The 20,197-nt window shown below is 70.3% G+C and carries 16 protein-coding genes; 7 read left to right on the top strand and 9 right to left on the bottom strand.

Annotated elements, in window-relative coordinates:
- Positions 1-62: 62 nt before the first annotated feature.
- The 5 genes from AB0I04_RS08900 to AB0I04_RS08880 form a co-directional block, all read right to left on the bottom strand.
- On the bottom strand, positions 63-890 hold the full coding sequence (locus tag AB0I04_RS08900) for a hypothetical protein (protein ID WP_360881250.1): 828 nt from the start codon (positions 888-890) through the stop codon (positions 63-65).
- A gap of 114 nt (positions 891-1,004) precedes the next feature.
- Positions 1,005-1,664, bottom strand: a complete 660-nt coding sequence (locus tag AB0I04_RS08895; RefSeq protein ID WP_360881248.1) for a response regulator transcription factor — start codon at positions 1,662-1,664, stop codon at positions 1,005-1,007.
- Positions 1,661-2,890, bottom strand: coding sequence for a histidine kinase (locus tag AB0I04_RS08890; protein ID WP_360881246.1), 1,230 nt, complete (start codon positions 2,888-2,890; stop codon positions 1,661-1,663). Before AB0I04_RS08890 ends, AB0I04_RS08895 begins: the two co-directional genes overlap by 4 nt.
- Before the next feature lie 7 nt (positions 2,891-2,897).
- Positions 2,898-3,713: an ABC transporter permease subunit gene (locus AB0I04_RS08885; RefSeq protein ID WP_360881244.1), complete on the bottom strand. Its 816-nt coding sequence runs from the start codon at positions 3,711-3,713 to the stop codon at positions 2,898-2,900.
- A complete protein-coding gene (locus tag AB0I04_RS08880; RefSeq protein ID WP_360881242.1) occupies positions 3,710-4,639 on the bottom strand; it encodes an ABC transporter ATP-binding protein in 930 nt (309 codons plus the stop codon). Before AB0I04_RS08880 ends, AB0I04_RS08885 begins: the two co-directional genes overlap by 4 nt.
- A gap of 357 nt (positions 4,640-4,996) precedes the next feature.
- Between AB0I04_RS08880 and AB0I04_RS08875 the strand changes: the two genes are divergently transcribed.
- From AB0I04_RS08875 to AB0I04_RS08865, 3 genes are read left to right on the top strand one after another with little or no spacing between them, the layout of a single operon-like run.
- Entirely contained in the window at positions 4,997-7,822 is a 2,826-nt protein-coding gene (locus AB0I04_RS08875; protein WP_360881240.1) for a CDP-glycerol glycerophosphotransferase family protein, read from the top strand.
- Positions 7,815-8,957 carry a glycosyltransferase gene (locus tag AB0I04_RS08870; RefSeq protein WP_360881238.1) on the top strand — a complete coding sequence of 381 codons (1,143 nt, stop codon included), beginning with the start codon at positions 7,815-7,817 and terminating at the stop codon, positions 8,955-8,957. The genes AB0I04_RS08875 and AB0I04_RS08870 overlap by 8 nt, the downstream gene beginning before the upstream one ends.
- A complete protein-coding gene (locus tag AB0I04_RS08865) occupies positions 8,954-10,246 on the top strand; it encodes a glycosyltransferase 87 family protein (RefSeq protein ID WP_360881236.1) in 1,293 nt (430 codons plus the stop codon). Before AB0I04_RS08870 ends, AB0I04_RS08865 begins: the two co-directional genes overlap by 4 nt.
- 100 nt (positions 10,247-10,346) lie before the next feature.
- On the opposite strand, the gene AB0I04_RS08860 is transcribed toward AB0I04_RS08865, so the two are convergent.
- From AB0I04_RS08860 to AB0I04_RS08850, 3 genes are all read right to left on the bottom strand, one after another.
- Positions 10,347-11,204 (bottom strand): hypothetical protein, encoded by an 858-nt coding sequence (locus tag AB0I04_RS08860; protein WP_360881233.1) that lies wholly within the window; start codon positions 11,202-11,204, stop codon positions 10,347-10,349.
- A gap of 538 nt (positions 11,205-11,742) precedes the next feature.
- The gene (locus tag AB0I04_RS08855; protein ID WP_360881231.1) at positions 11,743-13,380 is read right to left on the bottom strand and encodes a right-handed parallel beta-helix repeat-containing protein; all 1,638 of its coding nucleotides are present in this window, start codon (positions 13,378-13,380) and stop codon (positions 11,743-11,745) included.
- 17 nt (positions 13,381-13,397) lie between these two features.
- Positions 13,398-14,528: a polysaccharide pyruvyl transferase family protein gene (locus tag AB0I04_RS08850; protein ID WP_360881229.1), complete on the bottom strand. Its 1,131-nt coding sequence runs from the start codon at positions 14,526-14,528 to the stop codon at positions 13,398-13,400.
- Positions 14,529-14,786: 258 nt separating this feature from the next.
- On the opposite strand from AB0I04_RS08850, the gene AB0I04_RS08845 reads away from it, so the two are divergent.
- From AB0I04_RS08845 to AB0I04_RS08835, 3 genes are all read left to right on the top strand, one after another.
- Positions 14,787-15,581 carry an SAM-dependent methyltransferase gene (locus tag AB0I04_RS08845; protein WP_360881227.1) on the top strand — a complete coding sequence of 265 codons (795 nt, stop codon included), beginning with the start codon at positions 14,787-14,789 and terminating at the stop codon, positions 15,579-15,581.
- Between the two features lie 53 nt (positions 15,582-15,634).
- Positions 15,635-16,165 carry a MarR family transcriptional regulator gene (locus AB0I04_RS08840; protein WP_360881225.1) on the top strand — a complete coding sequence of 177 codons (531 nt, stop codon included), beginning with the start codon at positions 15,635-15,637 and terminating at the stop codon, positions 16,163-16,165.
- A 316-nt stretch (positions 16,166-16,481) separates the two neighbouring features.
- A complete protein-coding gene (locus AB0I04_RS08835) occupies positions 16,482-18,215 on the top strand; it encodes a S8 family serine peptidase (RefSeq protein ID WP_360881223.1) in 1,734 nt (577 codons plus the stop codon).
- Between the two features lie 200 nt (positions 18,216-18,415).
- Here AB0I04_RS08835 and AB0I04_RS08830 read toward each other — a convergent pair whose 3' ends face one another.
- On the bottom strand, positions 18,416-19,249 hold the full coding sequence (locus AB0I04_RS08830; protein WP_360881221.1) for a phytanoyl-CoA dioxygenase family protein: 834 nt from the start codon (positions 19,247-19,249) through the stop codon (positions 18,416-18,418).
- 124 nt (positions 19,250-19,373) lie between these two features.
- Here AB0I04_RS08830 and AB0I04_RS08825 point away from each other — a divergent pair, with 124 nt between their 5' ends.
- Positions 19,374-20,183 (top strand): AraC family transcriptional regulator, encoded by an 810-nt coding sequence (locus tag AB0I04_RS08825; RefSeq protein WP_360881219.1) that lies wholly within the window; start codon positions 19,374-19,376, stop codon positions 20,181-20,183.
- Positions 20,184-20,197 lie beyond the last annotated feature (14 nt).

Here is a 20,197-nt window from a genome sequence, read left to right as displayed (position 1 = left end):
CCCGTCCCGGTGCCGGGCGAGCCCTGCACCGGGACGCGAATCTTACGAGCAGGTGATTCTGATCAGCGTGCAGTGTCTTTGCGGGTCACGCTCAGATAGCCGACGAAACCGACGATGATGACGGCCAGGGCCAGACTGACCGGACCCGTGCCCAGAGCGAGACCGCCTCGAGCGCGCGATACCCCCATCCAGTCGGCGAACGACGCGCCGAGCGGCCGGGTGAGGACATAGGCGAACCAGAAGGCGAAGACGGCGTTCATCCGCAGCCAACGGTAGGCCACGGCCGGGAGCGCGATCAGGACGGCGAACATGATGCCCGAGGCGAGGTATCCGAGGTGGACGGTGACCGCGGTCATGTCGCCCGTGGCGGTGCCGAGCGCGAACGTCGTCATGACGGTGGCCCAGTAGAACAGTTCCCGGCGCATCGTCACGATGCTGTGAATGGACAGCGTCTTCTCGCTCGCGTACCAGATTGCGAAGATCACGGCCAGCACGACCATAAAGAATGCGGTCGAAATAACGTACGGAATGCCGAGGACGACGTGCAGCACGTCGGCGGCCATCGTGCCGAAGACGCTGACCATGGTGATGGCCGTCCAGTATATCCAGGCGACATAGCGTCGGACGCCGAACTGGAGCGCCAGCGAGACGGCAAGGAAAATTCCCGCCAGGGCGACCGCGATGATCGGGTTGAGGCGATGGGCCAGGTAGTCGGAGGTCGTCTCGCCCATGCCAGTGGTCAAGACCTTGACGATCCAGAAGTAGGCCGTCACTTCTGGGACTTTGCTAATCGCCCGTCGAGTAACGGTAATGGGGCTGTTTTGAAGGTGACTCGTCGCCATATCGACAAGGATGGCATATCGCCGCCTCTCGGTGGCGAGATCCAGCATGTCAATGTGCTACCCGCAGCAGTCGGATCGCACATATTCACAAAGCTCGGCACTAGATTAGAGAAAGGTTAACGGTCGTTCTTTCTTCGTTATCCTGCATCCTCGTGAGGCGGTTCATGGCGGCCTCAGCAGTCCGGTCTGGTAGGCCAGCACGACGGCCTGGACGCGGTCGCGGAGACCGAGTTTGGGCAGGATGCGGCTGACGTGCGTCTTCACCGTCGCCTCGGACAGCCCGAGCTCGGTGGCGATCTCGGCGTTGGAGAGCCCCTTCGCCATCTCGATGAGCACCTCGCGCTCCCGGTCGGTGAGCCGGTCGAGACGCGGGTCGTCGGCCGAGCCCGGTCGTGCGCGGTTCAGGCGGGTGAACGTCTCGATGAGCACCCGGGTGAGCCGGGGCGCGACGACGCCGTCGCCCGCGGCGACCGTGCGGATGCCCGCGATCATTTCGGCGGGCTGGACGTTCTTGAGCAGGAAACCGGCGGCGCCGGCGTGGAGGGCGGCGAACGCGTACTCGTCCAGGTCGAACGTCGTCAGGATGAGGACGCGCGAGCCGGCGTGGTCGCGGGTGATCCGCTCGGTGGCCTCGAGGCCGTCCATGCCGGGCATCCGTACGTCCATCAGCACCACGTCGGGGGCCAGCGAGGCCACCTGGGCGACGGCCTCGGCGCCGTCGCCGGCCTCACCGACGACGGAGATGTCGGGCTGTGTCTCCAGCACCAGCCGGAAGCCCATGCGCAGCAACGGCTGGTCGTCGACGAGCAGGACCTTGATCATCGGGCGCTCTCCAACTGGGATGGTTCGAAGCGGGCATGGACCCGCCAGCCGCCGTCGGGCAGCGGGCCGGCCTGCATCAGGCCGCCGTAGACGGCGACGCGTTCGCGCATCCCGGCGATGCCGTGGCCGGTGCGCTGCCGCCCGGACGGAACGCCGACGGCTGGCCGCCCGTCGTCGGTGATCTCGATCTCCACGTGCGCCGCGGCGTATTCGAGCCGTACCCGGGCGGTGGTCCCCGGCGGGGTGTGCTTCCGGACGTTGGTGAGCGCCTCCTGGACGAGACGGTAGATGGTGAGCTCGGCTCCGGAGGCCATGGCGGGCGGCCGTCCCGTGACCACGAACTCCACCGGGAGTCCCGCCGCGCGGACCTCGGTGAGCAACGCGTCGAGCTGTCCCAGCCCGGGCTGCGGACTCCTCAGCCCGGCGGACGGCGGGGCGTCCTGGCGGAGTACGTCCAGCACGCGCCGCATCTCCGCGATGGCCTGACGCCCGATCTCCGACGCCTTGGACACGGCGTCGGCGGCCCGCTCCGGTGAGGCGGGGAGGGTGTAGGCGGCGCCGTCGGTGAGGGCGACCATGACCGACAGGCTGTGGGTGACGATGTCGTGGACGTCGCGGGCGATCCTCGCGCGTTCCTCGGCGGCGACGATCTGGGCCTGCTGGTCGCGCTCTTTCTCGAGGCGGGCGGCGCGGTCCTCCAGCGACGCGAGGTAGGCGCGGCGGGTGCGCATGTTCAGCCCGATGACGGCGGCGGCCGTGGTCATCCCGGACAGCAGCACGAATACCTTCCCCAGGTGACCCCGCGGGGCCCACTGGTCGGTGGCCATCGCGACGCCGATCTCCACGATGCCCGCCGCCACGAGCAGCCGGCGCAGTGTCGAGTGCGCCGCGACCGAGTACAGCGCGACGAGCACGGCGACGTCCCCGGTCGACAGGAGCACTCCGCCGAGCCACTGCACGAACGCCAGCGCCGCGACCACCGCGAAGGCGGTGAACGGTGCGCGCCGCCGCCAGATCAGCGGCACGAGGAGCGCGATCTGCAGTCCCCAGCCGAGGAACGGCTGCCGCGGCGGCTCTTTGAGCAGATGAGGCACTCCGACGAGGAGCAGGGCGAGGGCGAACGAGCCGTCGACGGCGGCGGGATACCGGCCGGCGAGCGCACGCAGGCGAGGGCCCCAGCGCGCGTTGAACGCGCCGGGGCCGGACTCGGGCGAGGAGCCGATCATCGAGGCGTCAGGCGTCCCTGCGCTTGAGCAGGTACGAGGCCACCGCCATCGCGATGACGGTGTAGAGGGCGAAGACCCCGAACCCCGTCCACGGGCCGAGCGACCCGGGGTCGGGGGCGTTGGTGAGCAGGTCGCCGCCGGCGTTGCTCGGCAGGTACGGCGTGATGTGCTTGCCCCAGGACGTGAGGTTGAGGACCTCGCCCAGGACCGGGAGCACCAGCAGGATGCCGAACAGCGCGGCGATGGCCCCGGCGGTGCTGCGGATGATGGCGCCGAGCGCGGTGCCGAGGAGACCGACGACCGTGAGGTAGAGCCCGACCCCGGTGACGATCCGCAGCGCCTGCGGAGAGGAGAGCGTGGCCTGGATGTGCTGGGAGGACAGGATCGCCTCGCCGCCGAAGAAGGTCACGAAGGACACGATCTCCATCAGGACCAGGACGACCACGCTGAACACCGCGGCCTTGGCCCACAGCACGGGGAGCCGGCCGGGGACCGCGGACAGAGTGGCGCGGATCATCCCGGTGGAGTACTCACCAGTGATCACCATGACGCCGAGCACGCCCACCGCGAGCTGGGCGATGACATACGGCCGGAGCGGCACCGTCACCGCCATGGTCGCGGCGTCGCGAATGGGACGCGCGTGGTCGCCGACACGGGTGGCGAAACCCCAGCTGAAGAGCATGCCGAGGCCGATGGTCGCGACGGTCGCGGCGAACAGCGACCAGAAGGTGGAGCGCAGGGTCCGGAGCTTGATCCACTCGGAGTTCAGGACGCGCAGCTGGGTGACCCTGCCGGTCCGAAGGGGTGCGGTGGCGGTGGTCATGCCGCGGACCTTTCTGGGGTGCGGGCGGGGGCCCGGTATTCGACGGACTCGCCGGTCAGCTCCATGAACGCCTCTTCCAGCGAGGCCTGCTGCGGCGCCAGCTCGAACAGCGTGACGCCGTTGTCGGCGGCGATCTGGCCGATCTGGTCGCTGGTCAGCCCGCTGACGAGCAGGGTGCCCCCCTCGGGTTCCGCCACCGTGACGTCCGGGCCCGCCAGCAGGTCGCGCAGCCCGGGCGCCTGGGGAGAGCGGACCTTGACCCGGCCCATGGAGGCGCGCTCGATGAACTCGGCGACGGAGGTGTCGGCGATCAGTTTTCCCCGGCCGATGACGATGAGGTGCTCGGCGGTCAGGGCCATCTCGCTCATCAGGTGGGAGGAGACGAAGATGGCGCGTCCTTCGGCGGCCAGGTCCTTGAGCAGGTTGCGGATCCACAGGATGCCCTCGGGGTCCAGGCCGTTGACCGGCTCGTCGAGGATCAGCGTCTTGGGATCGCCCAGCAGCGCCGACGCGATCCCGAGGCGCTGGCCCATGCCGAGGGAGAACCCGCCGGCGCGCTTGCGGGCCACGTCGCGCAGGCCGACCAGGTCGATGACCTCATCGACCCGGCTGCGCGGAATGCCGGTGGTCGCGGCCAGCGCCAGCAGGTGGTTGTAGGCGGTCCGGCCCGTGTGGATGGCCTTGGCCTCCAGGAGGGCACCGACCTCGTGCAGCGGTGCCGCGTGGCCGGCGTACGGCCGGCCGTTGATGGTCACCGAACCGGAGGTCGGCCGGTCCAGGCCGAGGATCATGCGCATCGTCGTGGACTTGCCGGCACCGTTCGGACCCAGGAACCCGGTGACGATCCCGGGTCGGACGGTGAACGACAGGTCGTTCACGGCGGTCTTGTCGCCGTAGCGTTTCGTCAGGCCCTTGGCCTCGATCATCATCGTTCCCTTGGGAGATTCAGCGGAGTACTCAGGGAGAACGCTAAGGCGTCACGTTGGGCTCGTTCGTCGCCCGCCCGGAGGATTCCGGCCGGTGGCCAAGGTCCACCGGCCGATGTACGGCTACATCGCGGGATGGACGCAGCCGGCCGGCGTGTAGCCGCCGAACCGGTCCGGCGGCATGACGGCGAAGCCGGCCGGCAGGGAGATGAAGGAGTGTCGCATTGTCCTCGTTTCCCGGGCCGGCCGCTCTGGATCGGCGCCTTTACGGATCAATTACTATCGAAATCGTACTATTGCGATAGTAGTTGATCCCGAGGACGAAGGTGGTGGAACCGTTTGCTTGCGGAACCTGATGTGACCGTCGTCGTGATCGTCTACAACGACGCGGCCCGAATCGCCCGCGCGGTCCGCTCGGCGCTGGAGCAGTCGCTGCCCGGAGTCGAGATCGTCATCGTCGACGACGCGAGCACGGACGCGACACCGGAGGTGACCGCCCGGCTGGCCGCCGCCCACCCGGATCGGGTTCGGAACCTCACACTCCCGGCGAACTCCGGCGGGTGCGGGCGGCCGCGCAACGTCGGGATCGAGGCCGCGCGCGGGCGGTACGTGATGTTCCTCGACAGCGACGACACCCTCGACGCGCATGCCTGCCGGAACCTCGTGACGACCGCGGACGAGACCGGCGCCGACCTGGTCTCGGGCCGCTGCGTCCGCGTCTTCCCCGACCGGGAGCAGAACTGGTACCCGTGGTTGTACCGCGAGCGCCGGGTGTACGAAAGCGTCCTGGACGACCCCGACCTGCTGTACGACACCCTGTCGACCAACAAGTGCTACCGGCGCGACTTCCTCGATCGCCAGGGCCTGTGGTTCGTCGACCGCCTGCACTACGAGGACCTGCTGTTCAGCGCGCAGGCGTACGTCGCCGCGCGGCGGATCGTGACCATCCCGCACCGGGTCTACAACTGGTTCGTGGTCCCGCGGGACGAAACCTTGTCGATCACGAATCGCCGGGCGGAGCTGCGTAACTTCGCCGACCGCCTGGAGATCCACCGGCGGATCGACGCGGTGTTCCACGCCCACGGGGCCGATCGGCTCGCGCTGCTGAAGAACGTGAAGTTCGTCAACCACGACCTGCTGCTCTATCTGCGGGAGTTGCGCAGCCGGGATCCGGAGTACCGCGAGGCGTTCCTCGAACTGGCCCGGTCCTACCTCACCGAACTGGACCCGGTGGTGTTCGCGGAGTGCAACCCGCTGCCCGCAATCGGCGCGTACCTGGTCCGGCACGGCGACATCGAGGGCGCCGTGGCGGCGGCCGACTACGCCGCGAAGAGGGGCCGGAAACCGGTCCTGTCCATCGAACCGGTCGAACGCGACGGGCGGATCTACTGGTCCGGCGGCCAGCTCCAGACCGCACTGGGCCGCCGGATCCTGGACGTCACCGACCTGGGGCTCCACTCGGCGCCACTCGACGCCTTCGACCTGGGCGGTCAGGTCACCGCGATGAGCCGAGCCGGGGGAGAGCTCCGCGTCGCGGGTACGGTCGTCAACCCGCTGGGCCACATCGGCGCCGACCTGGAACCGTCCGGAACGCTGGAGATCCGCGACCGCCGCCGGAAGAATCGCGCCTTCCGGGTCCCGGTGACCGTACGGCACGAGGCGGACGGCATCCGCTGGGAGGCCGCGTTCGCGCCGGCCCGCCGGATCCGCCCGATCGGGCTGGTCGACCAGACCTGGGGTCTCTGGCTACGTCTCAAGGTCGGCGGCGACACCGTCACCGTGCGGCTCGCCTCGGACGGAACGGCGCACGACGACGTACGGGTGCCCGTACGGCCACGGCTGACCCGCGTGGCGGGCGACCACCTCGAGGCCTACGTCGCCGAGTCCGGTGAGCTCGCGCTGCGCATCGTGGGCGAGAGGTGGCCCGCGCGAACGACACTGCCCGCCCTGCGCCACGTCGCCCGGACCGCTCTCGGACGGCGCTGGTGGCAGTGGTTCGGCGGCGTCGAGCGGGCGCTGATCCGCCGGCTCACCGGCCGGGACACGAAGATCGCCGTGTTCAACAGGCTCCTCGTCCGGCTGCCGGTCAAGAAGGGCACGGTCGTCTTCGAGAGCCACCTCGGCGCCCAGTACTCCGACAACCCCAAGTACATCCACCGCGCGCTCCAGGAGCGCGGCGCGCCGTACCAGGCCATCTGGTCCTTCAGCGGCAGCCGCCGGGGCTTTCCCACCGACACCACGCTGGTCAAGCGCGGCTCGTGGGCGTACTACCGGGCCCTGGCCCGCGCCCAGTACTGGATCGACAACCAGGGCTTCCCCGCCGAGCTGGTCAAACGTCCCGAGACGACCTACATCCAGACCTGGCACGGTTCGGCGTTCAAGCGGATGGGCTTCGACGAGCCCACGGTCAAACAGGGCACCCGGTTCGAACATGACCGGCTGCGCACGATGATCGGCCGGTTCGACCACTTCGCCGTCCGCTCCGAGCATGACGTCCGCACCCTCGTCAAGGGCCTGGGAGTGACGGCCGAACCCCTGCGGGCCGGGTACCCGCGCAACGACGCGCTGATCACCGGCGGTGATCCCGAGGAGCAGGCGGCACTACGCCGGCGGCTCGGCCTGGAAGACGACGAGCGCACCGTCGTGCTGTACGCGCCGACGTTCCGGACCGACGAGAACGGCAGGCCCGCCGCGCGTTTCGAGATCCCGTTCGACCTCGACCGCTTCGCCCGCGAGTTCGGCGAGTCCCACGTCCTGCTCATCCGCGCCCACTACCGCAGCCGCGCGGTGGTGCCGCCGGGCCTGCGCGGCACCGTGATCGACGTCGGCGCGGAACACGACGTGACCACGCTGATGCTGCTGGCCGACGCGCTGATCACGGACTACTCCTCGGTCATGTTCGACTACGCGCTGCTGGAGCGGCCGATGATCTTCTACACGCCCGACGCCGAGGACTACGTCAGCCGGCAGCGCGGAGCGTACTTCGACCTCGCCGAGCACGCGCCGGGCCCGGTCGTCGGCGACGAGGCCGGACTGTTCACCGCCCTCGGGGATCTGGAAGGCGCTCGCCGCGACCACGCCGACCGGCGGCGGCGCTTCGTCGAACACTTCGGTGAGTACGACACCGGCACCGCCGCCAAGGCGATCGTCGAGCGCTTCTTCACCGGAGGCGGCCGTGGCTGAGGCCCGCGACGTCTTCATCGTCTGCAACAACGTGGAAGAACTCGGCGGCCTGCAGCGCTGGGCGCACGACATCGGCCGGATGTTCGCCGATCGAGGCCACCGTGTGCACCTGGTCGGCGTCACGCACGCCGACCGCCCCCACGACTACGGCCACGACCTGCCGTACGCCGTCACCGTGCTGCACGACCGCGACCTGCCGCCGGCGCGCGGACCGGTCGGCACGCTCCTGCGGGAACTGCGCCATCGCCTGATGGTCCGGCACGGCGCCGCACGTCTCAGCGCGCTCTTCCGCGCCGCCCGCCCCGGCGGCGTCGTCATCGCGGCGCAGGTCTGGGCGATGGAATGGGTGGCACGCGCCGACACGGCGGGGATGCCGGTGATCGGCATGAGCCACGAGTCGTACGAGGCCACCCGCCGGTCCTCGCGCTACGAGCGGGTGAAGCGCCACTTCGCCGGCGCCGACCTGCTGCTCGCGCTGACCGACGCCGATGCCGATGCGTGGGCCTTCGACGACATGTCCACCGCAGGCGCGATGCCCAACCCCCTACACGTCGTCCCGCGGTCCGTCTCGCCACGCACCGAGCCGGTCGTCGTCCGGCACGGACGCCTGGCCTTCGAGAAGGGCCAGGACATGCTGCTGGAAGCGTGGGCCGAGATCGCACCGCGCCACCCCTCCTGGCGGCTGCGCCTGTACGGCTCCGGCCCCGATGAGGACGCGCTGCGCCGCCAGGCGGCCGAAGTCGGTGTCTCCGGCAGCGTGGAGTTCGCCGGCCCGACCTCCGACATCGAGACGGCGTTGACCGGCGCGTCGATCTTCGCGCTGCCCTCGCGCGAAGAGGGTTTCCCCATGTCGGTCATTGAGGCGATGGCGTACGGACTGCCCACCGTCGCCTTCGACTGCGCACCGGGCGTCCGCGAACTGCTCACCGACGGCCATGACGGGCTGATCGTCGCGCCGGGCAACACCGCGGAGTTCGCCGCCGCCCTCGACCGGCTGATGCGGGACGCGGACCTGCGCGACTCCCTCGCCGAGGCGGCCCGCGAGTCCGTCCGGCGGTACGAGCCGGACACCGTCCTCGATCGCTGGGAACGGCAGTTCGCCCTCGTCACCAGCAAGCGGACGCTCCGCGGATGACCCGGAGCGGCCTCGCCCTGACGGCCTGCGGCCTGCTCGCGTTCGGTGTCGCGGTCGCCGCCTACGCGATGACCGTGCTGGCCCATCCCCATGGCCTGTGGGCGATGTCCGACCTGAAGGTCTACCGCTGGGGTGGCCTGCTCGCCCGGCACTCCGACCGGCTGTACGACGAGACGACCGGCGGCTTCGCGTTCACCTACGCGCCGATCGCCGCCGTGATCTTCGCGGGGCTGTCGGTGCTCCCGATGGCCGCGCTGCGCTGGATGATGACGCTGGCGAGCCTGTCCGCGCTGGTGACGGCCGTCTGGATCACGTGGCGGACGCTCGGCCACCGTCGCAGCCCCGCGTTGCTCGGAGCGACGCTCCTGGTGACCGCGGCGGCGCTGTGGACCGAGCCGGTGCAGAAGACACTGTGGTTCGGCCAGATCAACCTGATCCTGATGGCCCTGGTCGTCACCGACCTCGGGCAGGGTGACGGTCGCGGCTGGAAGGGCGTCGGGATCGGCATCGCCACGGGCATCAAGTTCACGCCCGGCATCTTCATCGTCTACCTGCTCCTCACCCGGCGATTTCGCGCGGCCGCGGTCGCGATCGCCGTGTTCCTGCTGACGATCGCCGTGGGCTTCGTGGCCCTCCCGCACGAGTCCGGGCGATTCTGGGGGGACCGGCTGTTCATGGCGCCGAGCCGGGTGGGCCCGGTGGACTGGGTGGGGAACCAGTCGCTGTACGGCATGCTCGTCCGGTTCCTCGGCGGCGAGAACGCCGCCCGGCCGTACTGGCTGGGCGGCGCAACGGTGGCCGGAGCCGCCGGGCTGTGGCTCGCGGCTCGGCAGAGCCGCCGCGGCCGTGAGCCGGCCGCCGTCGTGATCTGCGCGATGACCGGTCTGCTGATCTCGCCGATCTCCTGGTCGCACCACTGGGTGTGGATCGCACCGGCGCTCGTGCTCGCCGCCGACCGGATGACCGGACCGCTGCGGCGCACGTGGGTCTGGATCGCCGGGGGTGCGGCGCTCGAGGTGCTCTTCGGGGCATGGATCTTCGCGGTCCCCGGCCTGCCGGCGTTGCCGCAGGGCCTGATCCGCACCGTTCCCTTCGGGAGGCACCGGGAAGACCATTGGCATGGCTTCGAACTCGTGTGCGGCAACCTTTACGTCCTGATCGCCCTGGTGGCGATCACGGTGTTTGTGATCCTCGCGATGCGTCACTCGCACGCCGCGTCGCCGGGTCGTCGGCGTCGCCTCGGCCGGGCCGGTCGATCAGCAGCGGCGCGAGTTGAAGGTGCCAGATGAACACCAGGCCGGCGCTGCCGAACAGGAGGTTGACCAGCATCGTTTCCCATTCATCCCAAGAGATCTCTACTATCACGATAGTAGACGGCCTGGCGATTTTCTAGGTCGCCGTGGCCGGCTGACGGCTGTTCCGGATGTGGGCCCAGCCCATCAGGGCGAGCAATGCGGCGAGCAGGACGGCGGACGAGCCGGCGGTCCCCAGGTCGAGGCCGCCTTTGGCGGCCGGTTTGGTGAGGAGGTCGCCGGCCGTGGCGCCGAACGGGCGGGTCAGGACGAAGGCGAGCCAGAACAGCAGCACGTTCGGCACGGCGGGTGTGTATCTGAGCGCGAGGAGGGCGGCGAGCAGTCCGGTGATGAGCAGGACGCCGCCGCCGTACCCGAGGCCTGAGCTGTCGGACAGGAAGTCGCCCATCGAGGTGCCGAGTGTGTTGGAGACGAGGATCGCCGACCAGAACAGGGTTTCGCCGCGGAAGGTGTCGATGTCGCGGATCGCGAAGGTCAGCCCGCTGAACTTCCAGACCACGAAGACGGCGATCAGGATCGAGATCAAGATTGCGGCGCCGACCGGGTAATCCAGGCCGAGACCCTGCGGTCCCCAGCCGAGCGATTTCGCCCCTTCGGGGAGATATTTGGCGCTTGCGTCGCGGTTCATGAAGTCCGACGTCGTGGTGCCGACCATGCTCGTGGACATGATCACCGTCCAGTAGAAGAACGGGTTGTACCGCTTTGAAACGAGCTGGATCACCAGCGTGACGAGGAAGATCAGGAACAGTGCGATCGTCGTGAGGAAGTAGCCCAGCTTCAGCGTCTGGGCGAACAGGTCGCCCGCCGTCTCACCGAGCGTCGTCGCGGCGATCTTCATTATCCAGAAGGCCAGAGTGACCTCCGGCAACTTCTTCACCACGTATCTGCCGGCGCCGGCGATGTCGGCTTCGGTCAAGGCTTCCGGCCTTGTCATCTCTCTCCCCGAGTCGGTGACAGGTTCGGCGTGCGTGTACGGCCCGGCAGGTATCGGCTGCCGGCCGGTGACGATGTGGTCATCGCTGACTACGATCAGTCAATCTACTACACAGATAGTAGTAAGTTCGCCACGGCCCGGTGTGTCATCTCACCGGGACGGCGTCGCGCTGAGGCGCTCGCGGCAGGCGACCGGTGCCCACCGAACCTAATTGCATGCTTGATGTAACTGCGATCAGTTTGCAACATGCTGCCGGACCTGGCCTATGACCACGCGGCGCTGGAGCTCGATGCCCTCCAGGGGATGGCCTGCCCGCCCCCAGGCGGGCGGTCGAGCGGGCCGGCGCGGCGATCATCGCCGAGCAGGGCGTCCAGCTCTGGGGCCGCGTACGGTCCGGGCCGGACCCGGCCCGCTGCAGCTTCGAGGTGACCGTCGGCGAGAACGCCCTGGAGTTCACGCCGCCCGAGGTGGTCGCCCTGATCCGCGACCTGCTGGCCCGCGCCCGGGCCGACGGTGATCCGCCACCGGCTTTGTGAGGTCACCGGCCGCTTCCAGGGCGGCCGGGGCATTCGTCGAGGCCGTGGTTGTGGTACCAGCAGCCTCCGGAGGGTTCGGTGTCGAAACGGGTCGCGGCGACGGCGTTGCCGGTCAGGGCGTTGTCGTGGACCCAGGCCGTGCCGCAGGTCCCGGCGCCGGCGATGACCAGCCCGTGGGTCTGGGTCTTGCGGGCCTGGCCGTCCCAGACCCGGTTGTCGCGGATCGTCGGGCTGTCGACGGCGGCGGCGAGCGTGAGCCCGGCTCTGACGTCGGGGGCCTCCGGCAGCCGGTAGGGGGATCCGGGAGAGGGGGTGCCGTCCGGCCACGCGGTCATGGCGCCGGGGCGGAAGGGCGCGAGGGCGAGTTCGGTGGCGCTGTTGCCCATCACGATGGCCCGTTGCGCGCCCGCCGTGACGCATTTGCCGATGTGCCCGTTCGGCCGCCAGTCGGCCGCGGTGTCGATCAGCGACCGCGCTCCATAGGAGACCGTGTCGCCGTCGCCTTCGGTCGCGGGTTCGCACTGTCGGCCGTTGCCACGGAGGCGGTTACCGGCGATGTCGGGATCCGCGAGGGCCGAGTCGATGAAGATGCCGTCCAGGCCGTTGTCCCAGAACTCGTTGGCATCGATGATCATGTTGCCGGCCGCCTCCTGGGGGCCGCCGGCCAGGTTGTGCTGCCAGTACCCGTACCGGCCGTTCCGGCTGATGCGGTTGCCCGCCAAGGTGTACGGGCCCGGCGTGTTGCCGATGGCGACCCCGTCCCAGACGTTGTCCTCGATGATGCAGCCGGCCACGATCCCGCCGCGCCCGGCGACGGCGGACGTGCCCAGCGCCGAGACGTCGTAGCCGGCCTGGTGGTTGCCGATCATCGTGCATCCGGAGACGACCAGCCCGTCGGCGCCCCAGTCGGAGATGCCGAACCGGTTGCCCTCCGAGTGACAGCCGAGCACCCGGATGCCGCGGGTCGCCGGCCACCGCCGGTCCTGGAGCTCGAAGAAGATGCCGTTGGTGCCGTTGCGCACCGTCGTGCACGAGGACACGGTGCAGCGCTCGATGGAGCCCCAGCCGCCGGTGCCGATGCCGAGGCCGGCTCCTCCCAGCCACTCGCCCTGGCGTTCCAGCCGCCCGCAGTGCACGACCAGCAGGTTGTCCACGAAGGTGTCCTGCAGGAAGTCGCAGCCGAACCCGGTGGCGGGCGTGTCGTGAATGTAGAGATCGTGGAAGCGCCCGCGCAGGACGTACTGCAGGCCGAGCCCCTTGGCCAGCACGTCGTACTGGGAGAGGCTCACGCCGGAGCCGTCGATCTCGAACTGCGCGAAGGTGCAGTCGGCGATGGGGTTCCCGCGGCCGGCGCCGTGCTGCAGAGCCGTGAAGTAGGCCAGCGGGGTCGCGGCGGCAGGGGCGCCGGGGTTGGCCAGGGCGAACCGCGTGGCCGCCGGTCCGGCGCCGATCAAGGACACCCCGCTCCGCCAGACGGTGCCCCGGTCCCGGATCGAGTACAGCCCCGACGGGCAGAAGATGGTGCGCGGCCGACCGTCGGCCGCGTAGGCCGCCCCGAGCTCGTCGACCAAGGCCTGCAGGGCCGGCTGGTCGTTGGTGCGCCCGTCCCCGGTGAGTCCGTGATCACGCGCGTTGTGCACGAACCGGTCCGGCGACATCAGACCGGGGCCAGCCGATCGATGAGCGCTCGGCACCGCGCCTGATTCTCCCGCGCACGCTCGCGCAGGACCTGGAATCGCTCCCGCAGCATCGCGGAGCACGCGCCCCGTTCGTCCCACAGCCGATCGAGCTCCGCCAGCAGCGGGCCCGCCTGCCGCCGCGCGATCCCGGTCAGGGCAGGAGCACCGATCGTCTGCGCGAAGTCGAAGACCTTTCCCGCGTACGGCAACGGCAGGACCGGTACGCCGGCGCGGGCGGCGAAGATCAGGAAGTGGAGTCGCATGCCGACCGCGAAGTCCAGGTGACGCATCAGCCCGGCGATCTGCCCGGGGCTGTACGTGCGATTGAGCACGCGGGCGTTCTCCGGGGCGCTCATCGCCGAGAGCACCGCGTGAGAGTGGGCGATGTCCCCGCGCTCCATCGGGATGAACACCGCCTGAGCCTCGTATCGGCACGTCATGAAGTCCGTGACCTCGGCGAGCAGACCGTGGTAGCTGTTCTCATCGAGATTGTCGGCCGCCCGGCCCGGTTCGCGCACCGAGATCCCCACCAGGCGCGTCTGGCCGTCGATGCCTTCCCGGAGCAGCATCTCCTCGGTGAACTCCTCCGGCTCCAGCAGCACCGCCGCGTCGGCGGTCGCCGGGATCTCCCGGGTGACCCCCATCCCTTCGAGGACGAGTATTGACTCGTGGTCCCGGACCGTCAGGTCGGTCATCTGCTCGATGGTGTCCCGTACGACGTCGATCTCTTCGTGGCCGGTCAGCGGCCCGGCGCCGATCGCGTAGCCGAAGGTGGGGACGCCCAGCCGGTGGGCGAGGCGCACCGGCCGCATCACCGAGGCGGCCAGGCCGTCGTGGAGGATGCCGCCCCCGCCGAGGATGAGCAGGTCGAGCCCGGCCTCTATCTCCGCGAGCTGCCCCAGCGAGACCTCGGTGTAGCCCACCGCCGGGGTGCCGAAACAGGTGCGGGTGTGCTCGGGATGCCGGCTGAACACGACCTGTTGCGCCGCGGGCCGTATCTCCCGCAGGCTGTCGAGGACACAGGCGAGGATCGCCTCGTCGCCGAGGTTCAGCCCGCCGTACGAGCCGAGCACCCCGATGTGGAGTTCGTGACACCGGCCGTTGGCCATCCGGTCCACCTCCCCCTGTCCCATGGCGAGCCGGGACGACGACGGCGGCCGCGCGCCCCGGGGCCGCGGACCCCGGACCGCCAGGCCGACGCGGCCGGTTTGGCGACACGCCACGTATACCCATGGTGACGGCGACCCGGGTCCGCCACATCCTCATATCGTGTAGTCGCGGGATGCCCACGATCGCCGGATCGGGCCTTAGTACGATCTTCGGGTGATCATTCGCAGCGGTTGGGGCCGTGGCCGATGACCCGCTGGATGAGTGAACGCGGCAGGGTCGAGTCGGCCAGGCTCGACCTGGACCCCACCACGCCGAGCGTCGCGCGGATGTACGACTACTTCCTCGGCGGGAAGGATCACTTCGCCGCCGACCGGGCGGCCGCCGAGAAGGTCACCGAGGCCCTGCCCGACGTCGGCGCGGTCGCCCGGACGAACCGGGAGTTCCTCCAGCGGGCCGTGCGGCACGTCGCGGACCGCGGCGTCGACCAGTTCATCGATCTCGGCTCGGGTCTGCCGACGCAGGGCAACGTGCACGAGATCGCGCAGTCCGTTCACCCGCACGCCCGGGTGGTCTACGTGGACAACGACCCGGTGGTGATTTCCCACGCGCGGGCGTTGCTGGCCTCCGACGAGCGCACCACCGTCGTCCGCGCCGACCTGCGCGACCCGCGCGCCGTCCTGGAGGACCCGGAAACCCGGCAGTTGATCGACTTCAGCCGCCCGGTCGGGCTGTTGTTCGTGGCCGTCCTCCACTTCGTCGCCGACGAGGAGGACCCGGCCGGTCTCGTCCGGGAGTACCGGGACGTGCTCGCGCCCGGCAGCCACGTCATCCTCTCCCACGCCGCGGTGGAGGAACAACGCAACGCGGACGTGGCGACCGCCTACCGGGGCGCGAACGCCCCCTTCATCGCGCGGACCCGCGACCAGGTCACCGGCTACCTGGAGGGGCTGGACATCCTCGAGCCCGGCGTGGTCCACCTGTGCGAGTGGCGGCCCACCCGCCTCGAGAAACCGCTGCGGGCCGGCTGGACGGCGGTCGCGCGTCAGCGCTGAGCCGATCATTGCATCGTGCAATGAGCGGCCGAGGTGCCGGGTAGAACAGACCCGTGACCGAAAGTGCGATCGAGCCGATGCAGCCGGACCCGACGTCGGCAGAGGACGTCGACGCGGTGACGTCCGCGGTGCTGACCGCTTCGCGGTTGCTGGTGCGGATCTCGGTGCGGTCGCTCGCGTCGGTGGGGGAGCGAGTGACGCTTCCGCAGTTCCGTCTGCTGGTGGTGCTGGCCACCCATCGAGAGACCAAGCTGGTGACCCTCGCCGAGGATCTCGCGGTCAATCCCTCCACCGCGATGCGGATGGTCGAGCGTCTCGTGGCCGCGGGCCTGGTGAGCCGGCGGACCAATCCGGCCAGCCGCCGGGAGGTCCTGCTGCGGCTGACCGAGTCCGGGCAGCAGATCGTGGCAGAGGTCACGGCTCGCCGGCGGGAGGAGATCGCGGCCATCGTCGCCGCGATTCCCGCGGATCATCGGGCCGGGCTGGTGGACGGGCTGCGGGCGTTCACGGAGGCCGGCGGCGAGCCGGGCGAGCCCGGGGCCGGCGAGCCCGTCCGCGACACCGTGCCCCTGGAATGGGACTGAGACCGGATACCAAGCCGGAGCCGGCGGAGCCGTGGGAACGGCTGCCGTCGGCTCTCGATCATGGAACTCCGTTCGTTCCGTGGCCGCTCCCCAAGGTTGTGACCTGCGGGTGGCCACCCCCAGTGGAGGCCGCGGCTGCGACCCGGTGCCGCGTCCGGGCTTCTTTCTTGGTGCGGGTGGGTTAATCGAATCGGCAAGGTTCGGCATCACCGGCATGCCGGTTTCCGTCTCCCCGGCCGGAAGTGTCGACGGTGGTCGTCGTGACCGTTAGCGGTCGCGCAGATGCTTCGTCGACACCCGGCTGAGGAGAAGCGCCATGTCGGACATTGAGCAGTCGCGGATGAGGCGTGCCGGCCTTACGGCGCTCGCCGCGATCGTCCTGGCCGTCGGATTCGTGGCCTCTCCCGCCGCGGCGCGTACCGCCGATCCGGGCCCGCGGAGTCACTCCGCCGCTCCGGTCGGCGGGCCGGCGGCGATCCCCGCCGGAAAGATGCTGATCAGGCGGGCGTGCGCACCGCCGACGCACCGGAACCAGGTGGCGTGCCTCGTGTTGATCCGTACCGACGTCAAGCCGTCGCGCGGCATCCAGCATCTGATCGCGCCTGCCGGTTTCGGACCGGCCGACCTGCGGAGCGCCTACGCACTGCCGTCCTCGGGCGGCGCCGGGCAGACGATCGCGATCATCGACACGTACGACGATCCGAACGCCGAGTCCGACCTCGCGGTCTATCGCTCCCAGTACGGGCTCCCGCCGTGCACCACCGCGAACGGCTGCTTCCGGAAGGTCGACGAGAACGGAGGCAACAGCCTCCCGGCCCCGGATGCCGGCTGGGCGGCGGAAGAGTCGCTGGACCTGGACATGGCGTCCGCCATCTGCCCGAGCTGCCGGATCCTGCTGGTCGAGGCCGCCCAGCCGTACCTCTCCGAACTCGGCGGGGCGGTCAACACCGCCGTCCGCTTGGGCGCGAAGTACGTCTCGAACAGTTACGGCGGGCCGGAGACCTCCGACGCTCCGGGATTCGACAGCTCCTACTTCGACCACCCCGGAGTGGCGATCACCGCCTCCTCCGGTGACGACGGCTATCGGATCGAATATCCGGCGGCGTCCCACTTCGTGACCGCGGTCGGCGGCACCAGCCTGTCCCGAGCGTCCGGGGCGCGCGGCTGGGGCGAGAGGGCCTGGAACGGCTCCGGGTCCGGATGCGCCGCGTACATCGCCAAGCAGTCGTGGCAGACCGACGGAGGGTGCGCCAGACGTACGGTCGCCGACGTCTCCGCGGTCGCCGACCCCGCCACCGGCGTGGCGGTCTACGACACGTACCAGTCCGGCGGCTGGCAGATCTACGGAGGCACCAGCGCCGCCGCGCCGATCATCGCCGGCGTGTACGCGCTGGCCGGGCCCGCGCCGGCCCAGAACTACCCCGCGTCCTTCCCGTACCAGCACCCGGCGGCGTTGTTCGACGTCGCGTCCGGCAGTAACGGCAGCTGTACCCCGGCCTACCTGTGCACCGCCGGGGCCGGTTACGACGGCCCGACCGGGCTGGGGACCCCGAACGGCCTCACCGCCTTCCGGTCCGGCACCGGCACCAGCCCCTGCGCCGCGCCCGGAAACAAGATCGTCAATGGCGGGTTCGAGAGCGGCGCGTCGCCCTGGACCAGCACCCCGAACGTGATGCTGGCCAACGGCAGCGGCGAGACCGCCCACTCGGGCACCCACTTCGCGTGGCTGGACGGTTACGGGACCACCCACACCGACACCCTCGCGCAGACGGTGACGATCCCCGCGGGCTGCCGGGCGGTCCTCAACCTCTGGCTGCACATCGACACCGCCGAGACGGGCACCGTCGCCTACGACACCCTCACCATCAAGGCCGGCAGCCGGACCGTCGCGACGTACACCAACACCGACGCCGCTCCGGGCTACCGGGCCGTCGCACTGGACCTGTCGTCCTTCGCCGGCCAGACCGTTTCGCTGTCCTTCACCGGTACGGAGGACGCCTCCCTGCAGACCGGCTTCGTCGTCGACGACGTCGCGCTCAACGCCTCGTAAGCGATCCGAGCGCGGTCAGGCGCCGGACTCGATCCGGTAACCGACGCCGCGGACGGTCTGGATGGTGTCGCGCGCGAAGGGACGATCGATCTTGTCCCGCAGCGACCCGGTCGCGGACCGCGTCGCGGGCGGTGAGGATGATCCGGCTGCCCGCCTGAGCGATCAGGCGGGGATCCCTCCCAGCGAGCCGGTCCGCGCGCTCATTCGTGCTTGCGGGTGATGCTCTCCCGGCCCGTCATCGCGATGGCGGGGACGCCGTCGGCCTCGGTCCACTCGCCGCACGGACCGCCGCCCTCGCTGACGTCCAGTTGGAGCGGCGTACCGTCCATGCGCAGCGCCGGATGGTAGTACTGGGCGACCTGCCGGGCCTCGGCCTGGACGTAGTGGCCGATCAGTGCCCGCCGGAACCGGTCGGCGCTCGTGTTGGGCATGCTGCCGTGCACCAGGGAGCCGTTGAAGAACAGCACGTCGCCGGCGTCCATCCGCACGGGCCGGGCCTGGTGATCGTCGGGCAGGGGGACCGTGACGTCGGTGAAGCTGACCCGGGTGTCGGCCTTGGCGGTGCACAGGATCGGCCAGCGCCGGCTGCCGGGCACCACCATCATGCAGCCGTTCTCCTCGTCGGTCGGGTCCAGCGCCATCCAGGCCGCGACGCAGGTGCCGGGCTCGGCGCGCAGGTAGAAGTTGTCCTGGTGCAGGGCCTGACCGCGGGAGCCGGGCGGCTTGAAGTACAGCATCGACTGGACGGCGTAGGGCTCTTCGCCCAGCAGGGCGGTGAGACGCTTCCGGAGCCGGGAGTCCAGGAGCCACCGCAGAGTGACGTCGTCCCATCGGTGCATCTGCGCCATCCGCGGGTACCGCCGCAGCGGGTCCCGTCCGGCGGCTCGCACGCCCACCAGGTCGTGCGGGTGCGAACCGCGCCGGCGTAGCTCCATGAAGTGGTCCCTCAGCCGGTCCACCTCCTCGGCGCGGAACGCTCCGCGCGCCACCAGGTAGCCTTCCCGCTCGAATACCTCTTTGTCGGAATCACTCATGGTCCCTCCCTCTCTGTGTTCGCATGACATCGGCCGCCGGAAGACGAAAAGCCAGCCCTTGGGGAGATAATGCGGGGAACCGACCGTCGTCGACCAGGAACGATCGACGCGAGGAGTTGACTGTTTGACGCATCTGCTGCCCACGCCGTACGGCGCGGAGATCCGCGTGCGGCCGGTCACGGCGCCCACCTACTGGCGCTGCGAACCGGGCTGGTCCTGGCACGCCCGCCCGCTGCCGGACCACCTCCTGTGGTACGTCCTGGACGGTGTCGGGCACCTGACGCTGGACGGACGGCGGCACGCGCTGGCGGCCGGCAGCTGCGTGCTGTTCGCGCCCGGCGACGAGCCGGTCGCCGGGCACGACCCGCGCCGGCGGCTCCTGGTCTTCGGCCTCCACCTGACGCTGAGCACCGCCGACGGCGCACCGGTCGCCCCGGCCGCCGTCGTCCCCGCGGAGCGCTGCTGCCGACTGCGCGACCCGGCGCTGGCCGCGGCCCTGGCGAGCCGCAGCGACGCCGCCCACCGGCGCGGCGACCGATTCGGCTCCCGGCAGAGTCTGCTGTGCCTGGAACAGCTGCTCTGCCTGTACTGGGACGACGCCACCCGGCCCGCGCCGGAGCGCGTCGACGCGGCCTTGGAACAGATCACCCAGGAGATCCGGCAGGACCCGAGCCGACGCTGGACCGTGGCCGAACTGGCGGCCCGCGCGGCGCTGTCACGCGCCCAGTTCACCCGGCGGTTCACCGCGTACACCGGCATGTCCCCGGCCCGCTATCTCATCCGCGCCCGAATCGACCGGGCCGGTCAACTGCTGGCCGAGACGAACATGTCCGTCGGCCAGGTCGCCGCGACGCTCGGCTACACCGACCTGGCGTATTTCAGCCGGCAGTACAAACAGTGCACCGGGCATCCGCCGGGCCGCCGCCCGGTCTGAGCGCGCCCGGCGCG

The sequence above is a fragment of the Actinoallomurus sp. NPDC050550 genome, assembly GCF_040655075.1.
Taxonomy (GTDB): domain Bacteria; phylum Actinomycetota; class Actinomycetes; order Streptosporangiales; family Streptosporangiaceae; genus Actinoallomurus.
This window is presented reverse-complemented; position numbering and strand designations above follow the sequence as displayed.